The 22,051-nt window shown below is 67.3% G+C and carries 20 protein-coding genes; 15 read left to right on the plus strand and 5 right to left on the minus strand.

The features are described 5' to 3' along the window. Nucleotides 1-74: 74 nt before the first annotated feature. The 7 genes from B9N43_RS11920 to B9N43_RS11950 all read left to right on the plus strand — a co-directional run bounded on the left by B9N43_RS11920 (nt 75) and on the right by B9N43_RS11950 (nt 7,532). Complete coding sequence (locus B9N43_RS11920; protein ID WP_145842409.1) at nt 75-1,169, plus strand: ABC transporter permease subunit; 1,095 nt, start codon at nt 75-77, stop codon at nt 1,167-1,169. A 125-nt stretch (nt 1,170-1,294) separates the two neighbouring features. Further along, entirely contained in the window at nt 1,295-2,047 is a 753-nt protein-coding gene (locus tag B9N43_RS11925) for an ABC transporter ATP-binding protein (RefSeq protein WP_261379319.1), read from the plus strand. Nucleotides 2,048-2,049: 2 nt separating this feature from the next. After that, the gene (locus B9N43_RS11930; protein WP_409994718.1) at nt 2,050-2,757 is read left to right on the plus strand and encodes an ABC transporter ATP-binding protein; all 708 of its coding nucleotides are present in this window, start codon (nt 2,050-2,052) and stop codon (nt 2,755-2,757) included. A 174-nt stretch (nt 2,758-2,931) separates the two neighbouring features. After that, nucleotides 2,932-4,587 (plus strand): methyl-accepting chemotaxis protein, encoded by a 1,656-nt coding sequence (locus tag B9N43_RS11935; RefSeq protein ID WP_145842411.1) that lies wholly within the window; start codon nt 2,932-2,934, stop codon nt 4,585-4,587. A 134-nt stretch (nt 4,588-4,721) separates the two neighbouring features. Further along, complete coding sequence (locus B9N43_RS11940) at nt 4,722-6,878, plus strand: TonB-dependent receptor family protein (protein WP_222428721.1); 2,157 nt, start codon at nt 4,722-4,724, stop codon at nt 6,876-6,878. 44 nt (nt 6,879-6,922) lie between these two features. Beyond that, a complete protein-coding gene (locus tag B9N43_RS11945; RefSeq protein WP_222428722.1) occupies nt 6,923-7,222 on the plus strand; it encodes a BrnT family toxin in 300 nt (99 codons plus the stop codon). Beyond that, nucleotides 7,197-7,532: a helix-turn-helix domain-containing protein gene (locus B9N43_RS11950; protein ID WP_145842413.1), complete on the plus strand. Its 336-nt coding sequence runs from the start codon at nt 7,197-7,199 to the stop codon at nt 7,530-7,532. Before B9N43_RS11945 ends, B9N43_RS11950 begins: the two co-directional genes overlap by 26 nt. A 267-nt stretch (nt 7,533-7,799) precedes the next feature. Here B9N43_RS11950 and B9N43_RS11955 read toward each other — a convergent pair whose 3' ends face one another. From B9N43_RS11955 to B9N43_RS11975, 5 genes are all read right to left on the minus strand, one after another. Then, on the minus strand, nt 7,800-8,255 hold the full coding sequence (locus B9N43_RS11955) for a hypothetical protein (protein ID WP_186453803.1): 456 nt from the start codon (nt 8,253-8,255) through the stop codon (nt 7,800-7,802). A 184-nt stretch (nt 8,256-8,439) separates the two neighbouring features. After that, the gene (locus B9N43_RS11960) at nt 8,440-11,325 is read right to left on the minus strand and encodes a beta strand repeat-containing protein (protein WP_145842415.1); all 2,886 of its coding nucleotides are present in this window, start codon (nt 11,323-11,325) and stop codon (nt 8,440-8,442) included. Between the two features lie 85 nt (nt 11,326-11,410). Further along, a complete protein-coding gene (locus tag B9N43_RS17420) occupies nt 11,411-11,596 on the minus strand; it encodes a hypothetical protein (RefSeq protein WP_145842416.1) in 186 nt (61 codons plus the stop codon). A 132-nt stretch (nt 11,597-11,728) separates the two neighbouring features. After that, nucleotides 11,729-12,910: a lipid-transfer protein gene (locus B9N43_RS11970; RefSeq protein WP_145842417.1), complete on the minus strand. Its 1,182-nt coding sequence runs from the start codon at nt 12,908-12,910 to the stop codon at nt 11,729-11,731. Between the two features lie 264 nt (nt 12,911-13,174). Further along, a complete protein-coding gene (locus B9N43_RS11975) occupies nt 13,175-13,603 on the minus strand; it encodes a Zn-ribbon domain-containing OB-fold protein (protein ID WP_145842418.1) in 429 nt (142 codons plus the stop codon). A gap of 112 nt (nt 13,604-13,715) precedes the next feature. Here B9N43_RS11975 and B9N43_RS11980 point away from each other — a divergent pair, with 112 nt between their 5' ends. The 8 genes from B9N43_RS11980 (at nt 13,716) to B9N43_RS12015 (ending at nt 21,840) form a co-directional block, all read left to right on the plus strand. Then, nucleotides 13,716-14,321, plus strand: a complete 606-nt coding sequence (locus B9N43_RS11980; protein WP_145842419.1) for a riboflavin synthase — start codon at nt 13,716-13,718, stop codon at nt 14,319-14,321. Nucleotides 14,322-14,334: 13 nt separating this feature from the next. Continuing rightward, nucleotides 14,335-15,639 carry a glutamate--cysteine ligase gene (gene gshA, locus B9N43_RS11985; protein ID WP_145842420.1) on the plus strand — a complete coding sequence of 435 codons (1,305 nt, stop codon included), beginning with the start codon at nt 14,335-14,337 and terminating at the stop codon, nt 15,637-15,639. After that, on the plus strand, nt 15,629-16,774 hold the full coding sequence (locus B9N43_RS11990; RefSeq protein ID WP_186453804.1) for an FAD:protein FMN transferase: 1,146 nt from the start codon (nt 15,629-15,631) through the stop codon (nt 16,772-16,774). The genes gshA and B9N43_RS11990 overlap by 11 nt, the downstream gene beginning before the upstream one ends. Further along, on the plus strand, nt 16,771-16,968 hold the full coding sequence (locus B9N43_RS11995; protein ID WP_145842421.1) for a hypothetical protein: 198 nt from the start codon (nt 16,771-16,773) through the stop codon (nt 16,966-16,968). The genes B9N43_RS11990 and B9N43_RS11995 overlap by 4 nt, the downstream gene beginning before the upstream one ends. Further along, nucleotides 16,965-17,354, plus strand: coding sequence for a PTS sugar transporter subunit IIA (locus B9N43_RS12000; protein WP_145842422.1), 390 nt, complete (start codon nt 16,965-16,967; stop codon nt 17,352-17,354). The genes B9N43_RS11995 and B9N43_RS12000 overlap by 4 nt, the downstream gene beginning before the upstream one ends. Before the next feature lie 392 nt (nt 17,355-17,746). Beyond that, nucleotides 17,747-18,496: an electron transfer flavoprotein subunit beta/FixA family protein gene (locus B9N43_RS12005; RefSeq protein ID WP_145842423.1), complete on the plus strand. Its 750-nt coding sequence runs from the start codon at nt 17,747-17,749 to the stop codon at nt 18,494-18,496. Continuing rightward, entirely contained in the window at nt 18,497-19,435 is a 939-nt protein-coding gene (locus B9N43_RS12010; protein WP_145842424.1) for an FAD-binding protein, read from the plus strand. Between the two features lie 287 nt (nt 19,436-19,722). Beyond that, nucleotides 19,723-21,840, plus strand: coding sequence for a 3-hydroxyacyl-CoA dehydrogenase NAD-binding domain-containing protein (locus B9N43_RS12015; RefSeq protein WP_145842425.1), 2,118 nt, complete (start codon nt 19,723-19,725; stop codon nt 21,838-21,840). The last annotated feature ends 211 nt before the right edge of the window (nt 21,841-22,051 follow it).

Genomic DNA, 22,051 nt, shown 5'->3' on the forward strand with positions numbered 1-22,051 from the left:
CCCCCGGCCCCCGCCCCAGGGGCGGGGGTGACGGTATCTGGGCCGCCTCTGGCGGCAGGCATGGGGTGCAAGGCATGACCTCGCGCCAGCAGGCAACGCTGGCCGCCGCCGGCATCGCGGCCGTGCTGGCCGTGCTGCCCTTTCTGGTGGGCGCCGGCTTCGGCCCGGCCTGGGTGCGGGTGCTGGACTTCGTCCTGCTCTACATCCTGCTGGCCCTCGGCCTGAACATCGTCGTCGGCTTCGCCGGCCTCCTCGATCTGGGCTACGTGGCCTTCTACGCGGTGGGGGCGTATCTCTACGCGCTGCTCAACAGCCCCCACCTGGCCGAGCATTTTCCCGCCCTGGCCGCCCAGTTCCCGGGCGGGCTGCATTTCCCGATCTGGCTGGTGCTGCCGGCCGGCGCCGTGCTGGCCGGGGTCTTCGGCGTCGTGCTGGGCTTTCCCACGCTGCGCCTGCGCGGCGACTACCTGGCCATCGTCACCCTGGGCTTCGGCGAGATCATCCGCATCTTCCTCAACAACCTCTATGCGCCGGTGAACATCACCAACGGCGCGCTGGGCCTGACCCAGATCGACGGCGTGCGCCTGGGCTCCGTCGCCCTCGACCGCAGCCAGCAGATCCTCGGCTTCACCGTTCCTTCGCTGCACCTCTACTACTACCTGTTCCTGTTCCTGGCTCTGGTCGTGGTCCTGATTTCGATCCGCCTGGAGGATTCCCGCATCGGCCGCGCCTGGGTGGCGATCCGGGAGGACGAGATCGCCGCCAAGGCGTGCGGCATCAACACCCGCAACGTGAAGCTGCTGGCCTTCGCCATGGGCGCCAGCTTCGGCGGCCTGGCCGGCGGCCTGTTCGCCGGTTTCCAGCAGTTCGTCAGCCCCGAGAGCTTCCAGCTGATCGATTCGATCATGATCCTGTGCATGGTGGTGCTGGGCGGCATGGGCCACATTCCCGGCGTGATTTTCGGCGCCCTGCTGCTGACGGTGCTGCCGGAGCTCTTTCGCTACGGCGCCGGGCCGCTGCAAAAGCTCCTGTTCGGCGCCGTGATGGTGGAGCCGGAGGCCCTGCGCATGCTGCTGTTCGGCCTGACCCTGGTGCTGGTGATGCTGTTCCGCCCCGCCGGCCTCTGGCCCGACCCGCGCCACCGGCAGGAGATGGGGGGCCGGCGATGAACACGCCCTTTCGCCTAAATCCTGCGGCGCAAGCCGCCCCATCCAATCACCTCCCCCTCCCGGAGGGGGAGGCCGGGAGGGGGTGTTCCTCTATTTCCCAGGGGGATGCGTCCGCGCATCCCCTGTTGGATGCTCGCGGCATCAGCAAGCGCTTCGGCGGCGTGCAGGCCCTGAAGGATGTCTCGCTGACCATCCGCGCCGGCGAAATCTACGGCCTGATCGGCCCCAACGGCGCCGGCAAGACCACGTTCTTCAACGTGCTCACCGGCCTGTATCCCCGCGATGCCGGCGACGTGCTGTTCGCCGGCCGCGTCCTGCCCCTGGGGCGGCCCCATGAAGTGGTGGCCGCCGGCCTGGCCCGCACTTTCCAGAACATCCGTCTGTTCGGCAACATGAGCGCCCTGGAGAACGTCATGGTGGGGCGCCACGGCCGCAGCCGGGGCGGTGTGCTGGGCGCGGTGCTGCGCAGCCGCGCCGCCCGTGCCGAGGAGGCGGCGATCCGCCGCCGCGCCCTGGAGCTGCTGCACTACGTCGGCATCGGCGACCGCGCCGCCGACCTGGCGCGCAATCTGTCCTACGGCGACCAGCGGCGCCTGGAGATCGCCCGCGCCCTGGCCACCGAGCCGCGTCTGTTGGCGCTGGACGAGCCCGCCGCCGGCATGAACGCCACCGAGACCGCGGAACTGCGGCGCCTGATCGAGGGCCTGCGTCGCGACGGCATGACGGTGTTGCTGATCGAGCACGACGTGAAGCTGGTGATGGGTCTGTGCGACCGGGTCGCGGTGCTGGACTACGGCGGCAAGATCGCCGAGGACGTGCCGGCGGTGGTGCGCAACGATCCCCGTGTCATCGAAGCTTATCTGGGCGTGGAAGCATGAGCATGAATCCGTTGCTCAGCGTTACCGACCTGACGGTTCGCTACGGCGGCATCACCGCGGTGAAAGGCATCTCCTTCGCCGTGGAGGAAGGGGAGATGGTCTGCCTGATCGGCGCCAACGGCGCCGGCAAGACTTCCGCCCTGAAGGCCCTGGCGCGGCTGCTGCCCGCCGCCGGTGAGATCAACTACCGCGGCGAGCGCATCGACGGCCTGCCGCCCCATGCGCTGATCGGCCGCGGCCTGGCCCTGGTGCCGGAAGGCCGGGGCATCTTCGCGCGCCTCTCGGTGGCGGAGAACCTGGCGATGGGGGCCTATCACCGCCGCGACGACGAGATCGATGCCGACCTCGCCCGCATCTACGGCCTGCTGCCGCGCCTGGCGGAACGCCAGGACCAGTTGGCCGGCACCCTCTCCGGCGGCGAGCAGCAGATGTTGGCCATCGGCCGCGCCCTGATGGGCCGCCCGCGGCTGCTGCTGCTGGACGAGCCCTCGATGGGCCTGGCGCCGCTGATGGTGCAGAAGATCTTCGAAGTGATCCGCGCCGTCGCCGCAGAGGGCGTCACCGTGCTGCTGGTGGAGCAGAACGCGCGCCTGGCGCTGGAGACCTGCCAGCGCGGCTATGTGATGGAAAGCGGCCGCCTCACCCTCGCCGGCCCGTCCGCCGAACTGGCCGCCGACCCGCGCGTGCGGGCGGCCTATCTGGGGGAGTAGTCCCCCCTCTTGCCGGGCGCCAGGCCCGGCCGCGCAAAGCAGGCGCCGCGCCTTATGATCCAAGCATCTATGCGCTGCGAATCAATCCCGCGGCCGAGGGGCACGTTAGGCTAGTCCGCCATTTCGCCCGGAGACCCCGGAGTCCGCGATATCCGCCTGCGTGGAGACGTCCCCATGTTCTCAAAAATCCGAATTGCCCACCGCATCCTTTACATCACGGCCATGTCCTGCGTGCTGTATGTCGTCGCCGCCGCGATCGGCTGGGTCGGCCTGGGCGCCGCCAGCACCTCGCTGAAGGCCGTGTACGAGGAGCGCGCGCTGCCGATGCAGCAGCTGGCGCAGATCGACGCCAACATCCGCGAGGACACCGTGAATATCCTCTTCGCTTTCGAAGGCGCCCCGGGCCGGCCCGCCGCCGGCCTGATGGACGACTCGCTGAGCACGCTGACGGAGGCGATCGGCAAGAACGAGGAAAGCTTCAAGTCGCTCTGGGCCCGCTATCTGTCCGGTTTCCATCCGCCCCAGGAAAAACGCCTGGCGGACGATTTCCTCGTCAAGCACGGCGCCTGGATCGCCAAGCTCCAGGAGACGTTGCAGGCCATCGACGACCGCAAGCTGAACAATCCGGGCGTCGTCGCCACCTTCCTCTACGCGGTGCGTGAGGAACGCCAGGCGGCCGTGGAGGCGCTGCAAAAGCTGATGGCCTATCAGGCGCAGTTCGCCCGCGACGAATACATGCAGGCCGAGCGGCGCTACAACCTCAGCCGGGTGCTGCTGCTGATCTTCTTCGGCGTCGGCTGCGCCGTCATCGCCGGCCCGGCGGTGCTGACCTGGCGTCACATCACGCGCAGCCTGCGCGACGCCGGCGCGGCGGCGTCGGCGATCGCCGCCGGGGATCTGGCGCGGCCGCTGCCGAAGGCGGGCAACGACGAGATCGGCGAACTGATGGCGAAGCTCGGGCAGATGCGCGACGCACTGCGCGAACTGATCATGGCGATACGCCAGAACGTCGAGATCCTGAGCGCCGAGGCCGGCGAGCTTTCCGCCGCGGCGGCGGCGAGCGCCCAGGCGATCGACAGCCAGACCCATGCCGCGGCGAGCATGGCGGCGGCGGTGGAGGAACTGTCGGTGTCGATCCAGAAGGTGGGCGGCAACGCCCAGGAAGCCTACAGCGTCAGCCAGAACTCCAGCGTCCAGGCCGTGGCCGGGGGCCGCATCATCGAGGAGACCGCCCGCGAGATGGAGCAGGTGGCGGCGGCGGTCAACAACACCTCGGGCACGATCCGGGAGCTGGAGAGCTTCTCGACGCAGATTTCCAGCATCGTCCAGGTGATCAAGGAAATTTCCGACCAGACCAATCTCCTCGCCCTCAACGCCGCGATCGAGGCGGCGCGGGCCGGCGAACAGGGGCGCGGCTTCGCCGTGGTCGCCGACGAGGTGCGCAAGCTGGCCGAGCGCACCAGCACCTCGACCCAGGAAATCGGCGGCATGATCGACAAGATCCAGGAAGGCACCCAGGGCGCGGTGCGCGAAATGGAGGCCGGCGTCACGCGGGTGACCGACGGCGTGCGCCTGGCGACCCAGGCCGGCGAATCGGTGACCGCGCTGCGCGACTCGGCCGAACGCACGGCCGGCGTCGTCGCGGAAATCTCCCAGACCCTCAACAGCCAGTCGGCTTCCGCCAAGGACGTCGCGCGCAAGGTGGAGACCATCGCCCAGAGCACCGAGGAAAACAACTCGACCGTGCAGAAGACCGCGGCGCTGGCGCGGCAACTGGCCGGGCTGTCGACCGAGCTGTCGCAACTGGCCGGGCGCTTTCAGGTGGAGTGAGGTGAAATGGCGCTCCCGCGAGGCGGGAGCGGGGGCGTCTGGTTCTCCAGCGTTGCGCCGACAGGACGTCGGCAGCCGCGTCGGCGTGACTTGCCCGGCGCTGCAATACCATCTGGGACTTGAGGATGGGCGGCGTGGTTTTTAATATCATCGGCCCGCATCAGGAGGCCGATATTTTGATTCCACCGCACAAACCCCGCCGCATTTGCCCGGCATTGCTTTGCCTTGCCCTCGGCATTTCCTGCCACGCCCAGGCCACGACCGAAACAGTGCTGGTCACCGCCACCCGCAGCGCCCAGCAGGGTTTCGAACTGCCGGTGGCGATCGGCGCCGTGAGCGGGCCCGACATCACCGACGGGCAATGGGGCGTCAATCTCTCCGAGGCGCTGTGGCGCGTGCCCGGCGCGGTGGCGCTGAACCGCCAGAACTACGCCCAGGACATCCAGGTGTCGCTGCGCGGCTTCGGCGCCCGCGCGGCCTTCGGGGTGCGCGGCGTGCGCCTGATCCAGGACGGCATCCCCCTCACCATGCCCGACGGCCAAGGCCAGGCGGCCAGCATCGACCTGCTTTCAGCGGCCCGCATCGAAGTGCTGCGCGGGCCTTTCTCCGCCCTCTACGGCAACCATTCGGGCGGCGTGATCCAGGTCTTCAGCGAGGACGGTCCCGAGCCGGGGCTGGCGCTGCTGCGCCATGCCGGCGGCAGCGACGGCACCCGCGACACGAGCCTGAAGCTGGCCGGACGGCAGGGCGCGGTGAATTACCTGCTGAACGCCTCGTCCTTCGCCACCGACGGCGCGCGCGACCACAGCGCCGCCCGCCGCGACAGCGCCAACGCGCGGCTCAGGATCACCCTCGAAGGCGGCACCTTGACGCTGCTCGGCAACTGGCTGGACCAGCCCATGAGCCAGGATCCGCTGGGTCTCTCGCGCGCCCAGTTCGAGGAGAATCCGCGCCAGGCGGATGCCAGCGCGCTCACCTACGACACCCGCAAGACCATCCGCCAGATGCAGGGCGGCGCCGTCTGGGAACAGCGCCTGGGCGGCGACGTGCTGCGCCTGTCGGCCTACAGCGGCACCCGCGGCGTCACCCAGTACCAGTCCATCCCCGCCGCCACCCAGACTTCGCCGCTGCATCCGGGGGGCGTGGCGGACTTCGACCGGCGCTTCGAGGGCCTGGGCCTGCGCTGGACCCGCAGCCCCCGCGACAGCGGGGATTGGGAACTGGTCGCCGGCATCGATGCCGACCGCATGATCGACGACCGCAAGGGCTATCGAAACTTCCTCGGCGGCCCGCTCGCGCCCACCGCCCTGGGCGTGATCGGCGCCTTGCGCCGCGACGAGGACAACCGGGTGCGCAGCATCAACGCCTATCTCCAGGGCCAATGGACACCGCGCGAAGACTGGACGCTGCACGCCGGACTGCGCCACACCCGCGTCGCCTTCGCCTCGCGCGACCGCTATCTGGCCGACGGCAACGACGGCTCCGGCGCCGCCGACTACAGTGACACCAGCCCGGTGGCCGGCCTGCTGTGGCGGCTGACGCCCGACGTGCATCTCTACGCCAACCTCGGCTACGGCTTCGAGACCCCCACATTCACCGAGATGTCCTATCGCGCCGGCAACCTGCCCGGCCTCAACTTCGACCTCAAGCCATCGACCAGCCGCAGCGTCGAGGCCGGCGTCAAGGCCCGGCCCTGGCGGGACGCGGTGCTGGACGCGGCGCTGTTCCGGGTCGACAGCGACGACGAGATCGTGGTGGACGGTTCCGCCGGCGGCCGCACCACCTACCGCAACGGCGGCCGCACATTGCGCCAGGGCCTGGAGTTGTCGCTCACCACGCCGCTGGGCCGGGGCCTCGACCTGACCACGGCCTGCTCCCTGCTGCGCGCCGAATATCGCGACGCCATCGGCGCCGTGGCGCCCGGCAACCGCCTGCCCGCGGTGCCGGCCCACGCCTGCCACGGCGAACTGGCGTGGCGGCCGGGGTGGCCAGAGTGGGAAAGCCAGGCCGCCACGGGCTTTTCCACCGCGCTGGAGATCCACCACCTGTCGGGCATGTACGCCGACGACGCCAACACCACCCTGGCCCCGGCCTACACCGTGACCGCCCTGCGCGCCGGCTGGCGGCAGCGCCTGGGCAGCTGGGAATTGCAGGAATTCCTGCGCGTCGACAACCTGACCGACCGCCGCTACGTCGGCTCGGTGATCGTCAACGAGCGCAACGGCCGCTACTACGAACCCGCGCCCGGCCGCGCCTGGATGGCCGGCGTTGCCGTCGGTTATCGCTTCTGAGCCGCCGCGGCGGCTTTGTTTACCAGCTTGTCAGAAGTAGTTCAGTGAACTACACTCACCCCATGAATTTCGAATGGGATGAAGCGAAGAGCGACGCGTGCTTTCTGGAACGCGGATTCGATTTCGCGTACGCAGCCAGAGCCTTCTTCGACCCGGAGCGTCTGATCCAGGCCGATACCCGGCACAGCTACGGCGAAGAGCGCTACCAGCTGATGGGCCGCATCGAACAGCGATTGTTCGTAGTGATCTATACCCCCAGGCATGACGCCATCCGCATCATCTCGGCACGCAAAGCCAACCAGCGAGAGGACAAGCACCATGAAAACAGTACGCGTGACAATTGATCCCGCCGTTCCAGCCTCACTGGCCTCTGGACGTATCGATCCTGCCCGTGTGGACGCCACCACCGAGAACGACATCGCCAGGCAAGCCGCGGCGGACGAGGCGGAGGCCATGCAGGATGCGGCGAAATTCGCACGGCGGGTTCGCAAGCGCCTGGGGTTGAGCCAAGCGGAATTCTCGGAACGGATCGACGTTCCGCTGGAGACCATCCGCAACTGGGAGCAAGGCAAGCGTTGCCCCACAGGTGCAGCCAAGTCCCTGCTCAAAGTGCTGGACAAGGCTCCCGAGGCCGCACTGGCTGCCTTGCATTGACACTGTTTTGCCATAGGGGGCAGACCACGGCTCTCCATGTCAAACGGTGAGCGATTGCGTCCCCATGTCGAGCCCATCGCCTTGCCACCTATGCCGCGCCATTACTGAGTGTCATGGAAGGTTGCTGGTCGAGTCGCGGTCAAGTTGAGCGAATCCGTCCCCTGCAATGAGGGAACGGAAAACCGTGGTCTGTCTCTGAGGTTTCCCCTATTACTCCGCTTTTTCCCTTGAAAACGTGGGGTTTGGAGATGCCCGTTGGGAAAAGTGCTATGCGGCGATTTGCAGCACCTTCATGATCGGCAACCGCTTCTCGGCGAAAGTCTGGGCCTGAGCCGTAAGCTCGACCAGATTCTCCTCGGCGGATTCCAGTGTCTTGCCTTCCTTCATGATTCTCTGGCCTTGCATGGAAAGAATCCCCCAGATGAACTGCGCCCATTCACTCGGCTGTTTTCTGCCCTGGCTCAGGGCCAACAGAAACAATTGCTCAAAGCGGCTGACCGCGATACCACCACCGGTAACCGGGCTGGCGAGGTAACTCACGTCGTTGCCGCCGCGAGCCTTGTGCATCAGGTGGGCGTTGAGCCTGTCGCACTGCTTGCGGGCCTTGCCGATGACGATGTCGTCTTGCGCCAGGCTCAGATGTCCCGCTCCCACCAGCACCAGCACGGCCTGAATGTGGGAAGAAACAGGGCCAGACTGAGCTGACCCGGGCAGGACGGACACTTCAATAGGAGACTGTCCCCTTTTGCTCGCGCACTTCGTTCGCTGTGATCAACTTACGGTGGGACTTGCTCCCACAAGAGTGCGCCCGTGTCGGGCATACATAAAAAACTCCCCGCCTCCTTGCGGGGGCGGGGAGCTCGGTTTTACCCGACCCCTGGCCGGGCCGGGGGTATCTCCGGAGAGATCAGGCCAGCGCGAGGGTGCTGTGGGTGGCGTTCCACGAGGCGCTGGTCAGATCGACGCCGGTCAGCTTGATGACCAGGTCTTCGCCGTTGGCGAAGGCGCCGGTCGTCGAGACGCCGCTATCGACCACCACGTAGGAGTCGCCATGGAACATGAACCAGATCGCCTGACCGACGGCGGCATCGGTGCCTGCGGTGACGGCGTTACCGTCGTTCTCCACCTTGATCTGCTCCATGGCGGCGGTCACGTAGTTGGCGAACACCGCCGTGCCTTCGTCCAGAACGGCTGCCAGCTTGGAGAAGGAAGCCGCATTCTCGGTGGCACCGCCATCTTCGAAGAATTGCAGCTTCAGCAGATCGCCGGCGCTAAAGTCGGTGATGGTGCTGTAGGTGTTGGCTTCCTTGTTGCCCGCAGTCGACGAAGCGGCCGTCAGCACGAACAGGTCGTTGTCCGCGCCGCCGGTCAGCTTGGCGCCGTTGGTACCAGCGATCAGCGTGTCGTTGCCCGCGCCGCCATTGAGCACGTCGGCCTTGGCCGTTGCACCGGTCGACGCCGTCAGCACGTCCTTGCCCGAACCGCCGGTGATGGTCATGGCGACCGCACCGTTGGCCGATGCCGTCAGGCCGCCCGTCAGGCTGTGGGCGTCGATGGTGGCGAGCTTGTTGGTCGCGGCGTCCAGCGTGAGGGTCAGGCCGGCGTTGCCGGTGACCGCCAGGCTGGTGGCGCTGTCGGCCTTGAGCGTGAGGGTGTGGGTGGAGATGCCATTGGCGACGTTGGTGTCGGTCGCGGTCAGGTTGATGGTCTCGACGTTGGCAGCGGTCAGCAGGCCGCTCGCCAGGGTGCCGTCCTTGCTCAGGATGACGTTCAGCACGTCGGCGGTACTGGTAGCGGCGTCCTTGACACCAACGGTATAGCCAGTGGTGGGATCCGTGGTGAGGACGACCGTGCCGTTGCTGGCCAGGTTGTTCAGCGTCAGGGTGCCCGTGCTGCCAGAGGTGGTCACGTAGTTGGTGAAGCCGAGGTTCTCCAGGTTGATCGTGTTGTTGCCGGCGGCATCATTGATCAACAGGCGCTCGAAGCCGTCGAGCTTCTCGGCGAACGCGGTGCTGCCGCTGAGCGTGGCCGCACCGGCCGTGGCCAGTGACAGGGTGTCGGTGCCATCGCCGCCCTTGAGCGTCACCGTCGGCGCGGTCGTACCCACGAACACCAGCGTGTCGTCGCCGGCGCCGAGGTCGATGGCCTTGGTGGCCGCCGTGGCGTTGCTGAAGGTCACGATATCCTTGCCGGCGCCGCCGGTGTAGGAAGTCGCGGTGCTGTCGAGGGTGAAGGTCGCCGTACCGGTGAAGCCGGTGGTGTTGATGGCGGTGGCGGCGGTCAGGCCGGTGGCGGTAGTACCCGCCACGCTGCCGCTGCCGGCGACGACGTTGACGGTCTTGGCCGAGGCAGACTTGAGCGTGGCCGTGCCAGCGCCGTTCACGGTGGCGTTGAGCGTGGTGGTGCCCGCCGCAACGTCGATGGTGCCGCTCACGTTGGTGGCCGACAGGGCCAGGGTGGTGGCGGCGCTGTCGATGGTCATGCTGCCACCGTTGGCCAGGGTGACGGTGTCCAGGGCGGTGTTGGTGGCGCCTTGCACTTTGTTGCCGGCAGCTGCGTAGCCATCGACATTCACGGTCTTGAGGGCGGCCGCGCCGGTGATGTCCACCACACCTGCGACAATGCCCATCTTGCCGCCGGCCAGCGTGGCGTCGTGCGCCTTGCCATCGGTGGTGGTGATGGTCGTTGCGGAGCCATCGCCGCCATCCGCCAGGTCGGCGGGGTTACTATTAGGCGTGGTGCTGGTGAAGACCACGGTGTCGCCGTTGGCGGCACCCGACGTCCAGCCGGTGAACACACCCGTGTAAACGCCCTTGGTGGCCAGCGCGCCGCTCTGCGTATCGCCGGCGGTAACCAGCGTGCCGTAGGCGGCGCCGTTGATCAGGTTGGCAAAGGCCGCGGCCACTTCCGTGGCGGTCATGGCGACCGTGGCGGTGAGGGTCAGGCCACCCATGATGACCGTCTTGCCGGCAGCCAGCGCGCCGAACTTGACGCTCGCGGTTTCGGTGACGCCGCCGGTGGTGTTGGCTGCATCCACCTTGCTCACAGCGGCATCCTGTTTCACCGTGACGTCGGTAGTGGTGGTGCCGGCCTTGATAGTGACGGCGCTTTGGGTGACCTTGTAGTTGGTCGCGCCAGTCTTGGCTGCGGCCGCCGAGCTGTCGCTGGTGGCTTTTTGTGTCACGGAGATGGTCTTGCCACCATCGATCTTGATGGCGCCGAGTGTGACGTCAGCGGCGGTAGCTGCGGTGTAAGCCGCGCCAGTGGAGTTCACCACCACGGCGCCGGAGGGGTCGGCGGTCGTACCAGGCACTTGACCGATATCGAGCGCACCCGTGGTCACGCCGCTGACAGTAACGGTCACGTCAGTGCCGCCGTCGATCTTGATGTCGCCCGTACCTTGCTGTGTGTCGGTAACGGTGATGGTGCCCGTACTGGCTATGGTCTGGCCAATGTCCATGTCGACGTCTGCGGTGGCATCGTTCACGACGATATCCTTGCCGCCGTCGATGGTAGCCTTGCCAATGCCAATGACACCGGAAACCGAGATGTTCTGCGCGGCAGATGCCGTCACACCCGCCGTATCCGTTGCCTTGGTGACCTTCACATCGGTCACATCGGCGGCGGTAGTGGTGTCGAGGGTGAACGCCTTCGTCGCCTGCACCTCGATGACTTCGACGCTGCTGATGTTGGGCAGGGTGATGGCAGGGGTGGCCGAGTTATTGAAGGCGATCTTCAGCGTATCGGTACCAGCGCCGCCATTGACGATGTCCTGCGGGCTGATAGTGTTCATTTCGGCATTGGCGTTATCGATCGAGCCGATGATCGTGTCATTGCCAGAAGTGCCCGAAACGTTATCCAGGCCCTTAGTGAGCAAACTAATCTGTCAAAATCACAACCAACTGATTAATAAGATATTTTCCAGGTAAAACAACCAGCTTTCCAGGTGCTTCCGGTACTCTTCCGGTAATCCGTTCCGGAAAAAAGCCCCGAAATATGACTTCTGAATGGCGCAAAACACCATCAACCCCATGATTTCCCTTGGTTTTGACGGAGAACCCCACTGCCAAAACCTTCCGGTACTCTTCCGGTTTTCGTCGTCCCGTCGGATGTGGTGTCCTGAAGGCTGCGCCCGTGCCGGGCGCATATGAAAACGGCCGGCATGATGCCGGCCGTCTCGACTGCGTAAGTGCGCGTTATTTCTTCAGGATCACCGAGGAACCATGGCCGAAGAGCCCCTGGTTGGCGGTGATGCCGACCTTGGCGCCCTCCACCTGGCGGCCTTCGGCCTGGCCGCGCAGCTGCCAGGTCAATTCGCAGATCTGGGCCAGGGCCTGGGCCGGCACCGCTTCGCCGAAGCAGGCCAGACCGCCGGAAGGGTTCACCGGAATGCGGCCGCCCACCTTGGTCTCGCCGGCACGCAGCAGTTTCGCGGCCTCGCCGCGCGGCGCCAGTTGCAGGTCTTCGACCCAGTCCAGTTCCAGGGCGGTGGAGAGGTCATAGACCTCGGCCACGCTCACGTCCTTGGGCGCGATGCCGGCTTCTTCGTAGGCCTTGGCCGGCACTGCGGCGCGGAAGCTGAAGGCCTGGGCGACGGCCGCCGAATCGGTGGCGATGTCGGGCATTTCCACGTGGGCATTGGCGAAGGTCGGCGTCACCGTGGAAATCGCGGCGATGCGCACCGCGTCGCCGCGGCCGAGTTTCTTCGCGTAGTCCAGGCTGCACACCACGATGGCGGCGCCGCCGTCGGAGGTGGCGCAGATGTCCATCAGACGCAGGGGATCGGCCACCATGGGGGAGGCCGCCACGTCCTCGCGGGTGAACAGCTTGCGATAGCGGGCGTTGGGGTTGCGGCTGCCGTGCTCGGCGTTCTTCAGCTTCACCGCGGCGAAGTCGTCCAGGGTGTCGCCGAACAGATCCATCCGCCGCCGCGCGTAGAGGGCGAAATAGGTGGGGTTGGTGATGCCCATGTAGAAGCGCACCCAGTCCGGGTCCTCGGGACGGTAGCCCTTGGCCGGGGCCAGGAAGCCCTTGGGCGTGGTGTCGGCGCCCACCACCAGGGCCACTTCGCACTGGCCGGAGAGAATCTTGGCGCGGGCGGCGGCCAGGGCCTGGGAACCGGAGGCGCAGGCGGCGTAGGAGGTGTTCACCTCGCAGCCGTTCCAGCCCAGGGCCTGGGCAAAGGTGGCGCCGGCCACGTAGCCGGGATAGCCGCAGCGCATGGTGGCGGCGCCGGAGACGAACTGCACGTCCTTCCAGGCGACGCCGGCGTCCTTCAAGGCGGCCCGGGCGGCGGCCACGCCGTACTCGACGAAATTGCGGCCCCACTTGCCCCAGGGGTGCATCCCCACCCCGAGAATCGCGATATCTTGGCTCATCTATTGTTCCTCAAACATGAAAGAGCAGCTTTTCCGCCGGGCCGGGCTTTCCCACGACTGCCACGATTGGGAAAAGCAAGTGAAGGGAAGGGAGGTGCGCCGAAGAGCGAGACCCAACGAAGCTTTTCCGCCGGGCCGCCCCAAGGAAAAGCGGCACGCGGCGCCAGCCGCAACCCATCGGTGCCGCTACAGCGCTCCCCGTAATATCGAGCGCAGCGAGCAAATAAGAACCCCCCGGAGGGGGGCGAAGGGGGGCGAACCCACTCACACCGGTTTCCATTTCCAGATCTGCCTGGCCTGGTCGCCGTCCTCGTGGAGGGTCTCCAGCACCATGCGCATTTCCTGGCCCACCTTGAGCTGCTCGACGCCCACGCCGGTCACCACCTGGCCCAGCACGATCATCTTCTCCTGATCCAGCTCCACCGCCGCGATGGCGAAGGGCTCGTAGGGCTCGGCCGCGATGAAGGGCTCGGGCGGTTTGTAGCAGGCGTTGGTGTAGGACCACACCTTGCCCCGGTTGGACAGTGGCACTTCGTCGAACTCGGTGCTGTCGCAAACGGGATTGCGGCAGTAGGTGGTCAGCTTGGGGAAGAAATAGGTGCCGCATCCCTTGCAGCGGGTGCCGATGAGATGGGGGTTGTCGGCATCCATGGTGTACCAGCCGTCGATGGCGGGTACCTGTTGCTTGCTCATGGTCGAACCTCCTTTTAAGGAGGCGCAAGGATACTACGGCTCGCCCGACCGCTGGCAGCCGGGCGGTTATGGCGGATAATGCGCGCTTCTTTCAATCACGGCTTTTCCCACCATGTTTACTGGCATCGTCGCCGCGGTCGGCAAGATCACCGAACTCCAGCCTCTGGAAAAAGGCCTGCGCCTGAGCATCGCCGCGGGCGGCCTGGACATGAGCGACGTCGGCCTGGGCGATTCCATCGCCTGCAACGGCGTCTGCCTCACCGTCGTCGAATTCGGCGCCGACCACTTCAAGGTCGACGTCTCCCGCGAGTCCCTCGACTGCACCGTCGGCCTGGACGGGACCAACGAACTCAATCTGGAAAAGGCCCTGCGCCTGGCCGACCGCCTCGGCGGACACCTGGTCACCGGCCATGTCGACGGCGTCGGCGAAGTGATCCGCTTCGCGCCGATCGGCGAATCCCACGAGCTGGTGATCCGCGCCCCCAAGGCGTTGGCGCGCTACATCGCCCGCAAGGGTTCGATCGCGGTCAACGGCGTCTCGCTCACCACCAACAGCGTCGACGGCACCGACTTCTCGATCAACCTGATCCCCCACACCGTGGCGGTCACCGCCCTCAAGCACCTGAAGTCCGGCAGCCGGGTCAACCTGGAAGTCGACGTGATCGCCCGTTATGTGGATCGGATGGACGAGGCCGATGCCGATCCGCGCCTGAAGTAAGTCCCACCCGATCATGGTTCCTCATTTCACCACCGCCCTGACCGGCCCCTTGCTGGCGCTGGAGCGGCGCTTCCTGGAAAACGTGCCGGCCATCGAGCAATGGCTGCGCGGCGAGTGGCAGGAACACACGCCGCCCTTCTACGCCTCGGTCGATCTGCGCAATGCCGGCTTCAAGCTGGCGCCGGTGGATACCAATCTGTTCCCCGGCGGCTTCAACAACCTGAACCCGGCCTTTCTGCCGCTCTGCGTGCAGGCCGCCCAGTCGGCGGTGGAAAAGCTCTGCCCGGAAGCCAAGCGCCTGCTGCTGGTGCCCGAGAACCACACCCGCAACCAGTTCTATCTGCAGAACGTGGCGCAGCTGGCGGCGATCCTGCGCATGACCGGACTGCATGTCCGCATCGGCTCGCTGCTGCCGGAAATCGAGCAGCCGACGCCGATCGCCCTGCCCGACGGCCATGAACTGCTGCTGGAACCGCTGCGGCGCCTCGGCGCGGAAAGCCGCCGCCTCGGGCTGGACGGGTTCGACCCCTGCGCCGTCCTGCTCAACAACGATCTCTCCGCCGGGGTGCCGGCGCTGCTGGAAAACCTGCACGAACAATGGGTGCTGCCGCCGCTGCACGCCGGCTGGCACACGCGTCGCAAGTCGCGCCACTTCACCGCCTACCGCGAGGTGGCGCACGCCTTCGCCGCGGAATTGGGCATCGACCCCTGGCTGATCGATCCGGAATTCGGCATCTGCGGCCAGGTCGATTTCCATGCCCGCACCGGCGAGGAGTGCCTGGCCTCCAACGTCGACATGGTGCTGACGCGCATCCGCGCCAAGTACCGGGAATACGGCATCGAGGCCAAGCCCTTCGTGATCGTCAAGGCCGACGCCGGCACCTACGGCATGGGCATCATGACGGTCCATGACGCCAGCGAGGTCAAGGCGCTCAACCGGCGCCAGCGCAACAAGATGGCGGTGGGCAAGGAAGGTCTCCAGGTCACCGAGGTGATCATCCAGGAGGGCGTGCCGACGGTGGAAACCGTGGACGAGGGCAGCGCCGAACCGGTGGTGTACATGATCGACCGCTACGTGGTGGGCGGCTTCTACCGCGTCAATGCCTCGCGCGGCATCGACGAGAACCTCAACGCGCCGGGCATGCATTTCAAACCATTGGCTTTCGAGACCGGCTGCTCCCTGCCCGACGCGGACCAAGGTCCGGACGCGCCGCCCAACCGTTTCTACGCCTACGGCGTGGTGGCGCGGCTGGCGCTGCTGGCCGCTTCGCTGGAACTGGAACGCAGCGCGCCGCCGCCATCGGCCGATGGCCTCTGAGCAGCGGCGCCGCCTGTCGTACCTGCTGCGCCTGCCGCTCCTGCTGCTGGCGGCCGGGCTGCTGGCGGCCTGCGGCCGGCACGAGGTAATCAACCAGGAATCCTTCGTCTTCGGCACCCGGGTCCAGGTGCTGGTCTGGGGCGAAACCGAGGACCGCGCCCGGGCCGCGATCGGCCGGGTGCAGCAGGAATTCGACCGCCTGCACCGGACCTATCACGCCTGGCAACCCTCCGAACTCACCGCTCTCAATGAAGCCATCGCCGCCGGCCGCCCGCACCGGGTCAGCCCGGAACTGGCGCAGTTGATCACCGACGCCCAGGCCCTCGCCCAGCGTGGCGACTCCCTGTTCGACCCGGGCATCGGCCGGCTGATCGAACTCTGGGGCTTCCACGACGACACCTTCACCCCGCGCCTGCCCGACCCGGCCCAACTCGACGCGCTGCGCAAAGCCCGCCCCTCCATCGCCGACCTGCGCTTGCTTCCTTGCGACACCCCTGACAAAACCCAGGCACCGCAACACAATCAACATGCGCCGTCACCTTCCGCCGCCGCAAGGGAAGAGGAAGCATGGTGCGTCTCCAGTCGGAATCGAGAAGTTGCGCTCGACTTCGGCGGCTACCTGAAGGGCGTGGCGCTGGACCGGGCCGCCGCCATCCTCGGCCGCCTGGGTATCCGCAACGCCCTGATCAACATCGGCGGCAACATCCTGGCGCTGGGGCAAAAGGGCGACACACCGTGGCGGGTGGGTATCCAGCATCCGCGCGGCGCCGGGCCGCTGGCCTCGCTGGACCTGCGCGCCGGCGAGGCCATCGGCACCTCCGGCGACTACCAGCGCTATTTCGAACTGGACGGCAAGCGCTACTGCCATCTGATCGACCCGAACAGCGGCCGCCCCGCCACCGCCACCCAGTCCCTCTCGATCCTGATTCCGCCGGGCCCCCAGGCCGGCATGTGGTCGGACGCCGCCAGCAAACCCCTGTTCATCGCCGGCGGCGATTGGCCCAAACTGGCGCAGAATATGGGCCTCGCCCAAGTGCTGCGGGTGGACGCCGCGGGACGGATTGAAGTGAGCCGAGACATGAAGGCCCGACTGCGTTTCGAGGTTCCGGATTTGGAGATCAGGGAGTTTCCATGAACCATGAATTCGTCGAGCGCCAGGTCCGGCGCGGGGTCGGCGTCGCCACCCTGCGGCGCCTGCGCCGGATGGTGGATGCGGAAAACGCGCAAAACGCGGTGGAGGCCCGCTGGGCCAGACGCCTGACGGGCCTTTTCCTGTTCCTGGCCGCGGCTTTCGTGGCCGGACTGACCCTCATGAGGATGCGCGGATGATCGGCCTGTATCTCATCACCCACGGCAGCTACGGCGAGTCCCTGATCCAGTGCGCCTGCCACGTGCTCAACCGGCGCCCGCCGCAAATCGTGCAACTGGGGGTCGCGGCGCAGGACGACCCCAGCGACCTGCTGCCCTACGCCCGTCAATTGCTGGCCCTGGCCGACACCGGCGACGGCGCGCTGGTGATGACCGACATCTACGGCGCCACGCCCGCCAACATCGCCCTGAAGCTGCTGCAGCCGGGCCGCGTCGAGGGCCTGGCCGGCGTCAACCTGCCGATGCTGCTGCGCGCCCTGACCTACCGCGAGAAGGGCATGGAGACCCTGCTCGCCCGAGCTACCCAGGGCGGCCGCGACGGTGTGCTGAATATGTTGAATCACTGAGGCTCGCCCCCTTCGCCCCCCCGCCGGGGGGTTCGATAGGGCTCGCTGCGCTCGGGTGTTTGGGGGAACGTTGTGGCGGCACCGATAGGATGCGGCTGGCGCCGCGTGCCGCTTTTCCTTGCGGCGGCGCGGCGGAAAAACTTTTTCGGCATTCCATCCCTTCGCCATTCTCCGGGGCGGTGCGGCGGAGAAGCTCTGTCGGGCGTTCCCCTTGCAAATCTCTGCGCTTGGGTGTTCGGGGGCGGGAATTCCGTCCCCAAATCAGGGAATTGCGGCTGAATTGCGAACAAAGGGCCGGTCGTATAACACGGTCTTCAGTATAATCGTGGGCTTTGTTGTGCCAGAGTGCCGTGCCCAGTGGGTGCGGGGGAAAAATTTCGGAGAACACATCCATGAAGATCCTCGTAGCGGTCAAGCGGGTGGTCGATTACAACGTCAAGATCCGCGTCAAGTCGGACAAGACGGGTGTCGAAACCGCCGACGTCAAGTTTTCCATGAACCCCTTCGACGAAATCGCGGTGGAAGAAGCCGTGCGTCTGAAGGAAAAGGGTGTCGCCACGGAAGTGGTGGCCGTTTCCCTGGGCGTGGCCCAGTGCCAGGAAACCATCCGCACCGCGCTCGCCATGGGCGCCGACCGCGGCATCCACGTCCAGACCGACGCCGAGTTGCAGCCCCTGGCCGTGGCCAAGCTGCTCAAGGCCGTCTGCGACAAGGAACAGCCCCAGCTGGTGATCGTCGGCAAGCAGGCCATCGACGACGACTGCAGCCAGACCGGCCAGATGCTGGCCGCGCTGGCCGGCTGGTCGCAGGGCACCTTCGCCTCCAAGGTCGAGGTCAACGGTTCCGAGCTGAACGTCACCCGTGAAGTGGATGGCGGCCTCCAGTCCGTCACCCTCAAGCTGCCGGCCGTGGTCACCACCGACCTGCGCCTGAACGAGCCGCGCTACGCCTCGCTGCCCAACATCATGAAGGCGAAGAAGAAGCCCATCGACGCCCTCACCCCCGAGGCCCTGGGCGTGGACATCGCCCCCCGCCTGGTGACCCTCAAGGTCGAGGAGCCCGCCAAGCGCCAGGGCGGCAAGAAAGTCGAGACCGTCGCCGAGCTGGTCGACAAACTGAAGAACGAAGCGAGGATCATCTAAATGGCCATCCTGGTTTTTGCGGAACACACCGCCACCGCCCTCAAGCCCGACACTCTGAAGGCCGTCACGGCCGCCGCCGCGATCGGCGGCGACATCCATCTGCTGGTCGTCGGCGGCCAGGCGGCCGCCGACGCCGCCGCCAAGGTGGCCGGCGTCGCCAAGGTGCTGCTGGTGGACAACCCCGCCTATGAGCATCTGATGGCCGAGACCGTCGCCCCCCTGCTGGTGAACCTGGCCAAGAACTACAGCCACGTCGTCGCCGCCGCCACCACCACGGGCAAGAACGTCATGCCGCGCGTCGCCGCGCTGCTGGACGTGGCCCAGATCACCGACGTGATCCAGGTGGTCGCCGCCGACACCTTCGTGCGCCCGATCTACGCCGGCAACGCCATGGCCACCGTGCAGTCCAAGGACGCGATCAAGGTGCTGACCGTGCGTGGCGCCGCTTTCGGCGCGGCTGCGGCTGAAGGCGGAAACGGCGCCGTCGAGAAGATCGACGCCCCCGCCGCCAGCGACCTGTCCCGCTACGTCAGCGAGGAAATCGCCAAGTCCGAGCGCCCCGAGCTGACCGCCGCGCGCGTCATCGTCTCCGGCGGCCGCGGCATGCAAAGCGGCGACAACTTCAAGATGCTCGACGAAGTGGCCGACAAGCTGGGCGCCGCCGTCGGTGCCTCGCGCGCCGCCGTCGATGCGGGCTTCGCCCCCAACGACTACCAGGTCGGCCAGACCGGCAAGATCGTCGCCCCCGAGCTGTACATCGCCGTCGGCATCTCCGGCGCGATCCAGCATCTGGCCGGCATGAAGGACTCCAAGGTGATCGTCGCCATCAACAAGGACCCGGACGCGCCGATCTTCCAGATCGCCGACTACGGCCTCGTCGCCGACCTGTTCCAGGCCGTGCCGGAACTCTCCGCCGAGCTGGACAAGGCCAAGGCCTGACGACCAGGCGGCCTGAAGTCGAAGGGGAGCCCGCGGGCTCCCCTTTTTCGTTGACCGCCCCAGGCGATGTAATTGTTTCCAAAACAACTACAATCATGCGCTTGCAACTGATAGGGCAAAGATACAATCCCCATGATTACTGGGCATATAAAATTCATCCTTTGACAGACATCCATGATTGTTTCCATAAAAGAAACAATCATGGATGTCGCCGCCTCCCACGCTCTGTTATTCTTCGCGCCGCCCCGGAAAACCGGGATCGATCGCGCCGCGACAGGAGTCCCCCCATGCGACATCTCAAACTCGAAATCGATGCCCAGGGCATCGCCCTGCTCACCATCGACGCCGCCGACCGGCCGATGAACGTACTGATGCCGGAGATGGAGGCCGAGTTGGCCGAAGTCGTGGCGCAGGTGCGCGGCGACCAGGCCATCCGCGGCCTGATCATCGTTTCCGGCAAGGCCAACGGCTTCATCGCCGGCGCCGACCTGAAGGAATTCGTCGAAGCCTACGAGCGCGGCACCACGCCGGAGCAGGGCGCCGAGCGCAGCCGCAAGTTCCAGCGGCTGTTCCGCGATCTGGAGACCTGCGGCAAGCCGGTGGCCATCGCGATGAACGGCCTGGCGCTGGGCGGCGGTCTGGAACTCTGCCTGGCCGGCCATTACCGGGTGCTGGGCGACAATCCCAAGGCCGTGGTGGGCCTGCCCGAATGCGGCATCGGCCTCCTGCCCGGCGCCGGCGGCACCCAGCGCCTGCCGCGCCTGATCGGCGTCGAGGCGGCGCTGCCGATGATGCTCGCCGGACGTCACGTCAAACCGGCGGAAGCCCTGAAGCTGGGCATCGTCCATGAACTGGCGGCGCCCGGCGACGAAGTGGCCGCCGCCCGGCGCTGGCTCGAAAGCGGGCCGGACCCGCGCCAGCCCTGGGATCGCCCTGGCTTCAGCGCGGCGCCGGCGGCTGAATTCGTCGCCGAGACGCGGGAGCGCACCCTGCGCGACACCCACGGCAACTACCCGGCGCCCCTGGCGATCCTGAACTGCGTGGAGGAGGGCGTGCCGCTGCCGATCGACGCCGGCCTCGAAGTGGAGGCCCGCAATTTCGGCCAACTGCTGGCCGGCCCGGTGGCGCGCAACCTGATCCGCACCACCTTCATCAACCGCGGCCTGGCCGACAAGCTGGCGCGGCGGCCGAAGGGCGTCGACAAGCAGCCGGCGCAGAAGCTGGCGGTGCTCGGCGCCGGCATGATGGGCGGCGGCATCGCCTTCGCCGCGGCCCAGGCCGGGATTCCGGTGGTGCTGCTGGACGCCGGCGCCGACCTGGCGGCGGCGGCGCGCGACGCCATCGCCGCCCGCCTCGCCCAGGACGTGGCCAAGGGCCGCCTGGCGCAGGACAAGGCCGACGCCCTGCTGGCGCGCATCGTTCCCACCGCCGACTACGCGCTGCTGGCCGACTGCGATTTCGCGATCGAGGCGGTGCTCGAGGACGCGGCGGTCAAGGCGCAGGTGATCGCCCGGGCCGAGGCCGCCCTGCCGGCCACGGCGGTGTTCGCCAGCAACACCTCGGCACTGCCGATCGGCGGCCTGGCGCGGACGGCGCAGCGCCCCGAGCGTTTCGTCGGCATGCATTTCTTCTCGCCGGTGGAGCGCATGGCACTGGTGGAGATCATCGCCGCCGCCGCGACGACGCCGCAGACGGTGGCGCGCGCGTTCGACCTGGCCGGCCAATTGCGCAAGACGCCGATCCTGGTCAATGACGGTCCCGGCTTCTACAGCACCCGGGTGGTCAACGCCTACATCAACGAGGGCCTGCAACTGCTGCGCCAGGGCGTCGCCCCGGCGCTGATCGAGGACGCCGCGCGCCAGGCCGGGATGCCGGTGGGGCCGCTGGCCCTGGCCGACGAAGTGAGCCTGGACCTGGGCCTGCGCATCGCCCGCGAGGTGGCGGGCGATGCCGCCGGCCACGGCTGCGCCGCCGTGCTGGAGCGGATGGTGGGCGAAGCGCGCCGCGCCGGGCGCAAGTCCGGCGGCGGCTTCTACGACTATCCGGCGGGTGCGCCCAAGCAGCTCTGGTCCGGCCTGGCCGGTCTCTATCCGCCGGCGCCGGTCCAGCCCGCCGTCGCCGAGGTGAAGCAGCGCCTGCTCTACGCCCAGGCGCTGGAGGCCGCGCGCTGCGTCGAGAACGGCGTGGTGACCCACATGGCGGACGCGGACCTGGGCTCACTGCTGGGCTGGGGCTTCCCGTCCTGGACCGGCGGCGCCCTGTCGCTGATCGACACCCTGGGACTGCCGGTCTTCGTCGCCGAATGCCGATATCTGGCGGAACGGCACGGCGCCCACTTCGCGCCCTCCGCCTGGCTCCAGGCGAAAGCGGCGCGCGGCGAGAGTTTCTATCCGCCGCTTGGGTAGATAGACGCCCGCCCCCCTTCGCCCCCCTCCGGGGGGGGCGATACTGCTCGCTGCGCTCGATGTTACGGGGAACGCTGTAGCGGCACCGATGCGTTGCGCCTCCGGCGCGCGCCGCTTTCCCTTGGGACGGCCCGGCGGGAAAGCTCTGTCGGGATCTCTGGCTCATCCCCTTTCGCCCGGGATAGACGTACCCTTTTCCGGGAGACGAAAG

The sequence above is a fragment of the Denitratisoma sp. DHT3 genome (assembly GCF_007833355.1).
GTDB lineage: Bacteria > Pseudomonadota > Gammaproteobacteria > Burkholderiales > Rhodocyclaceae > Denitratisoma.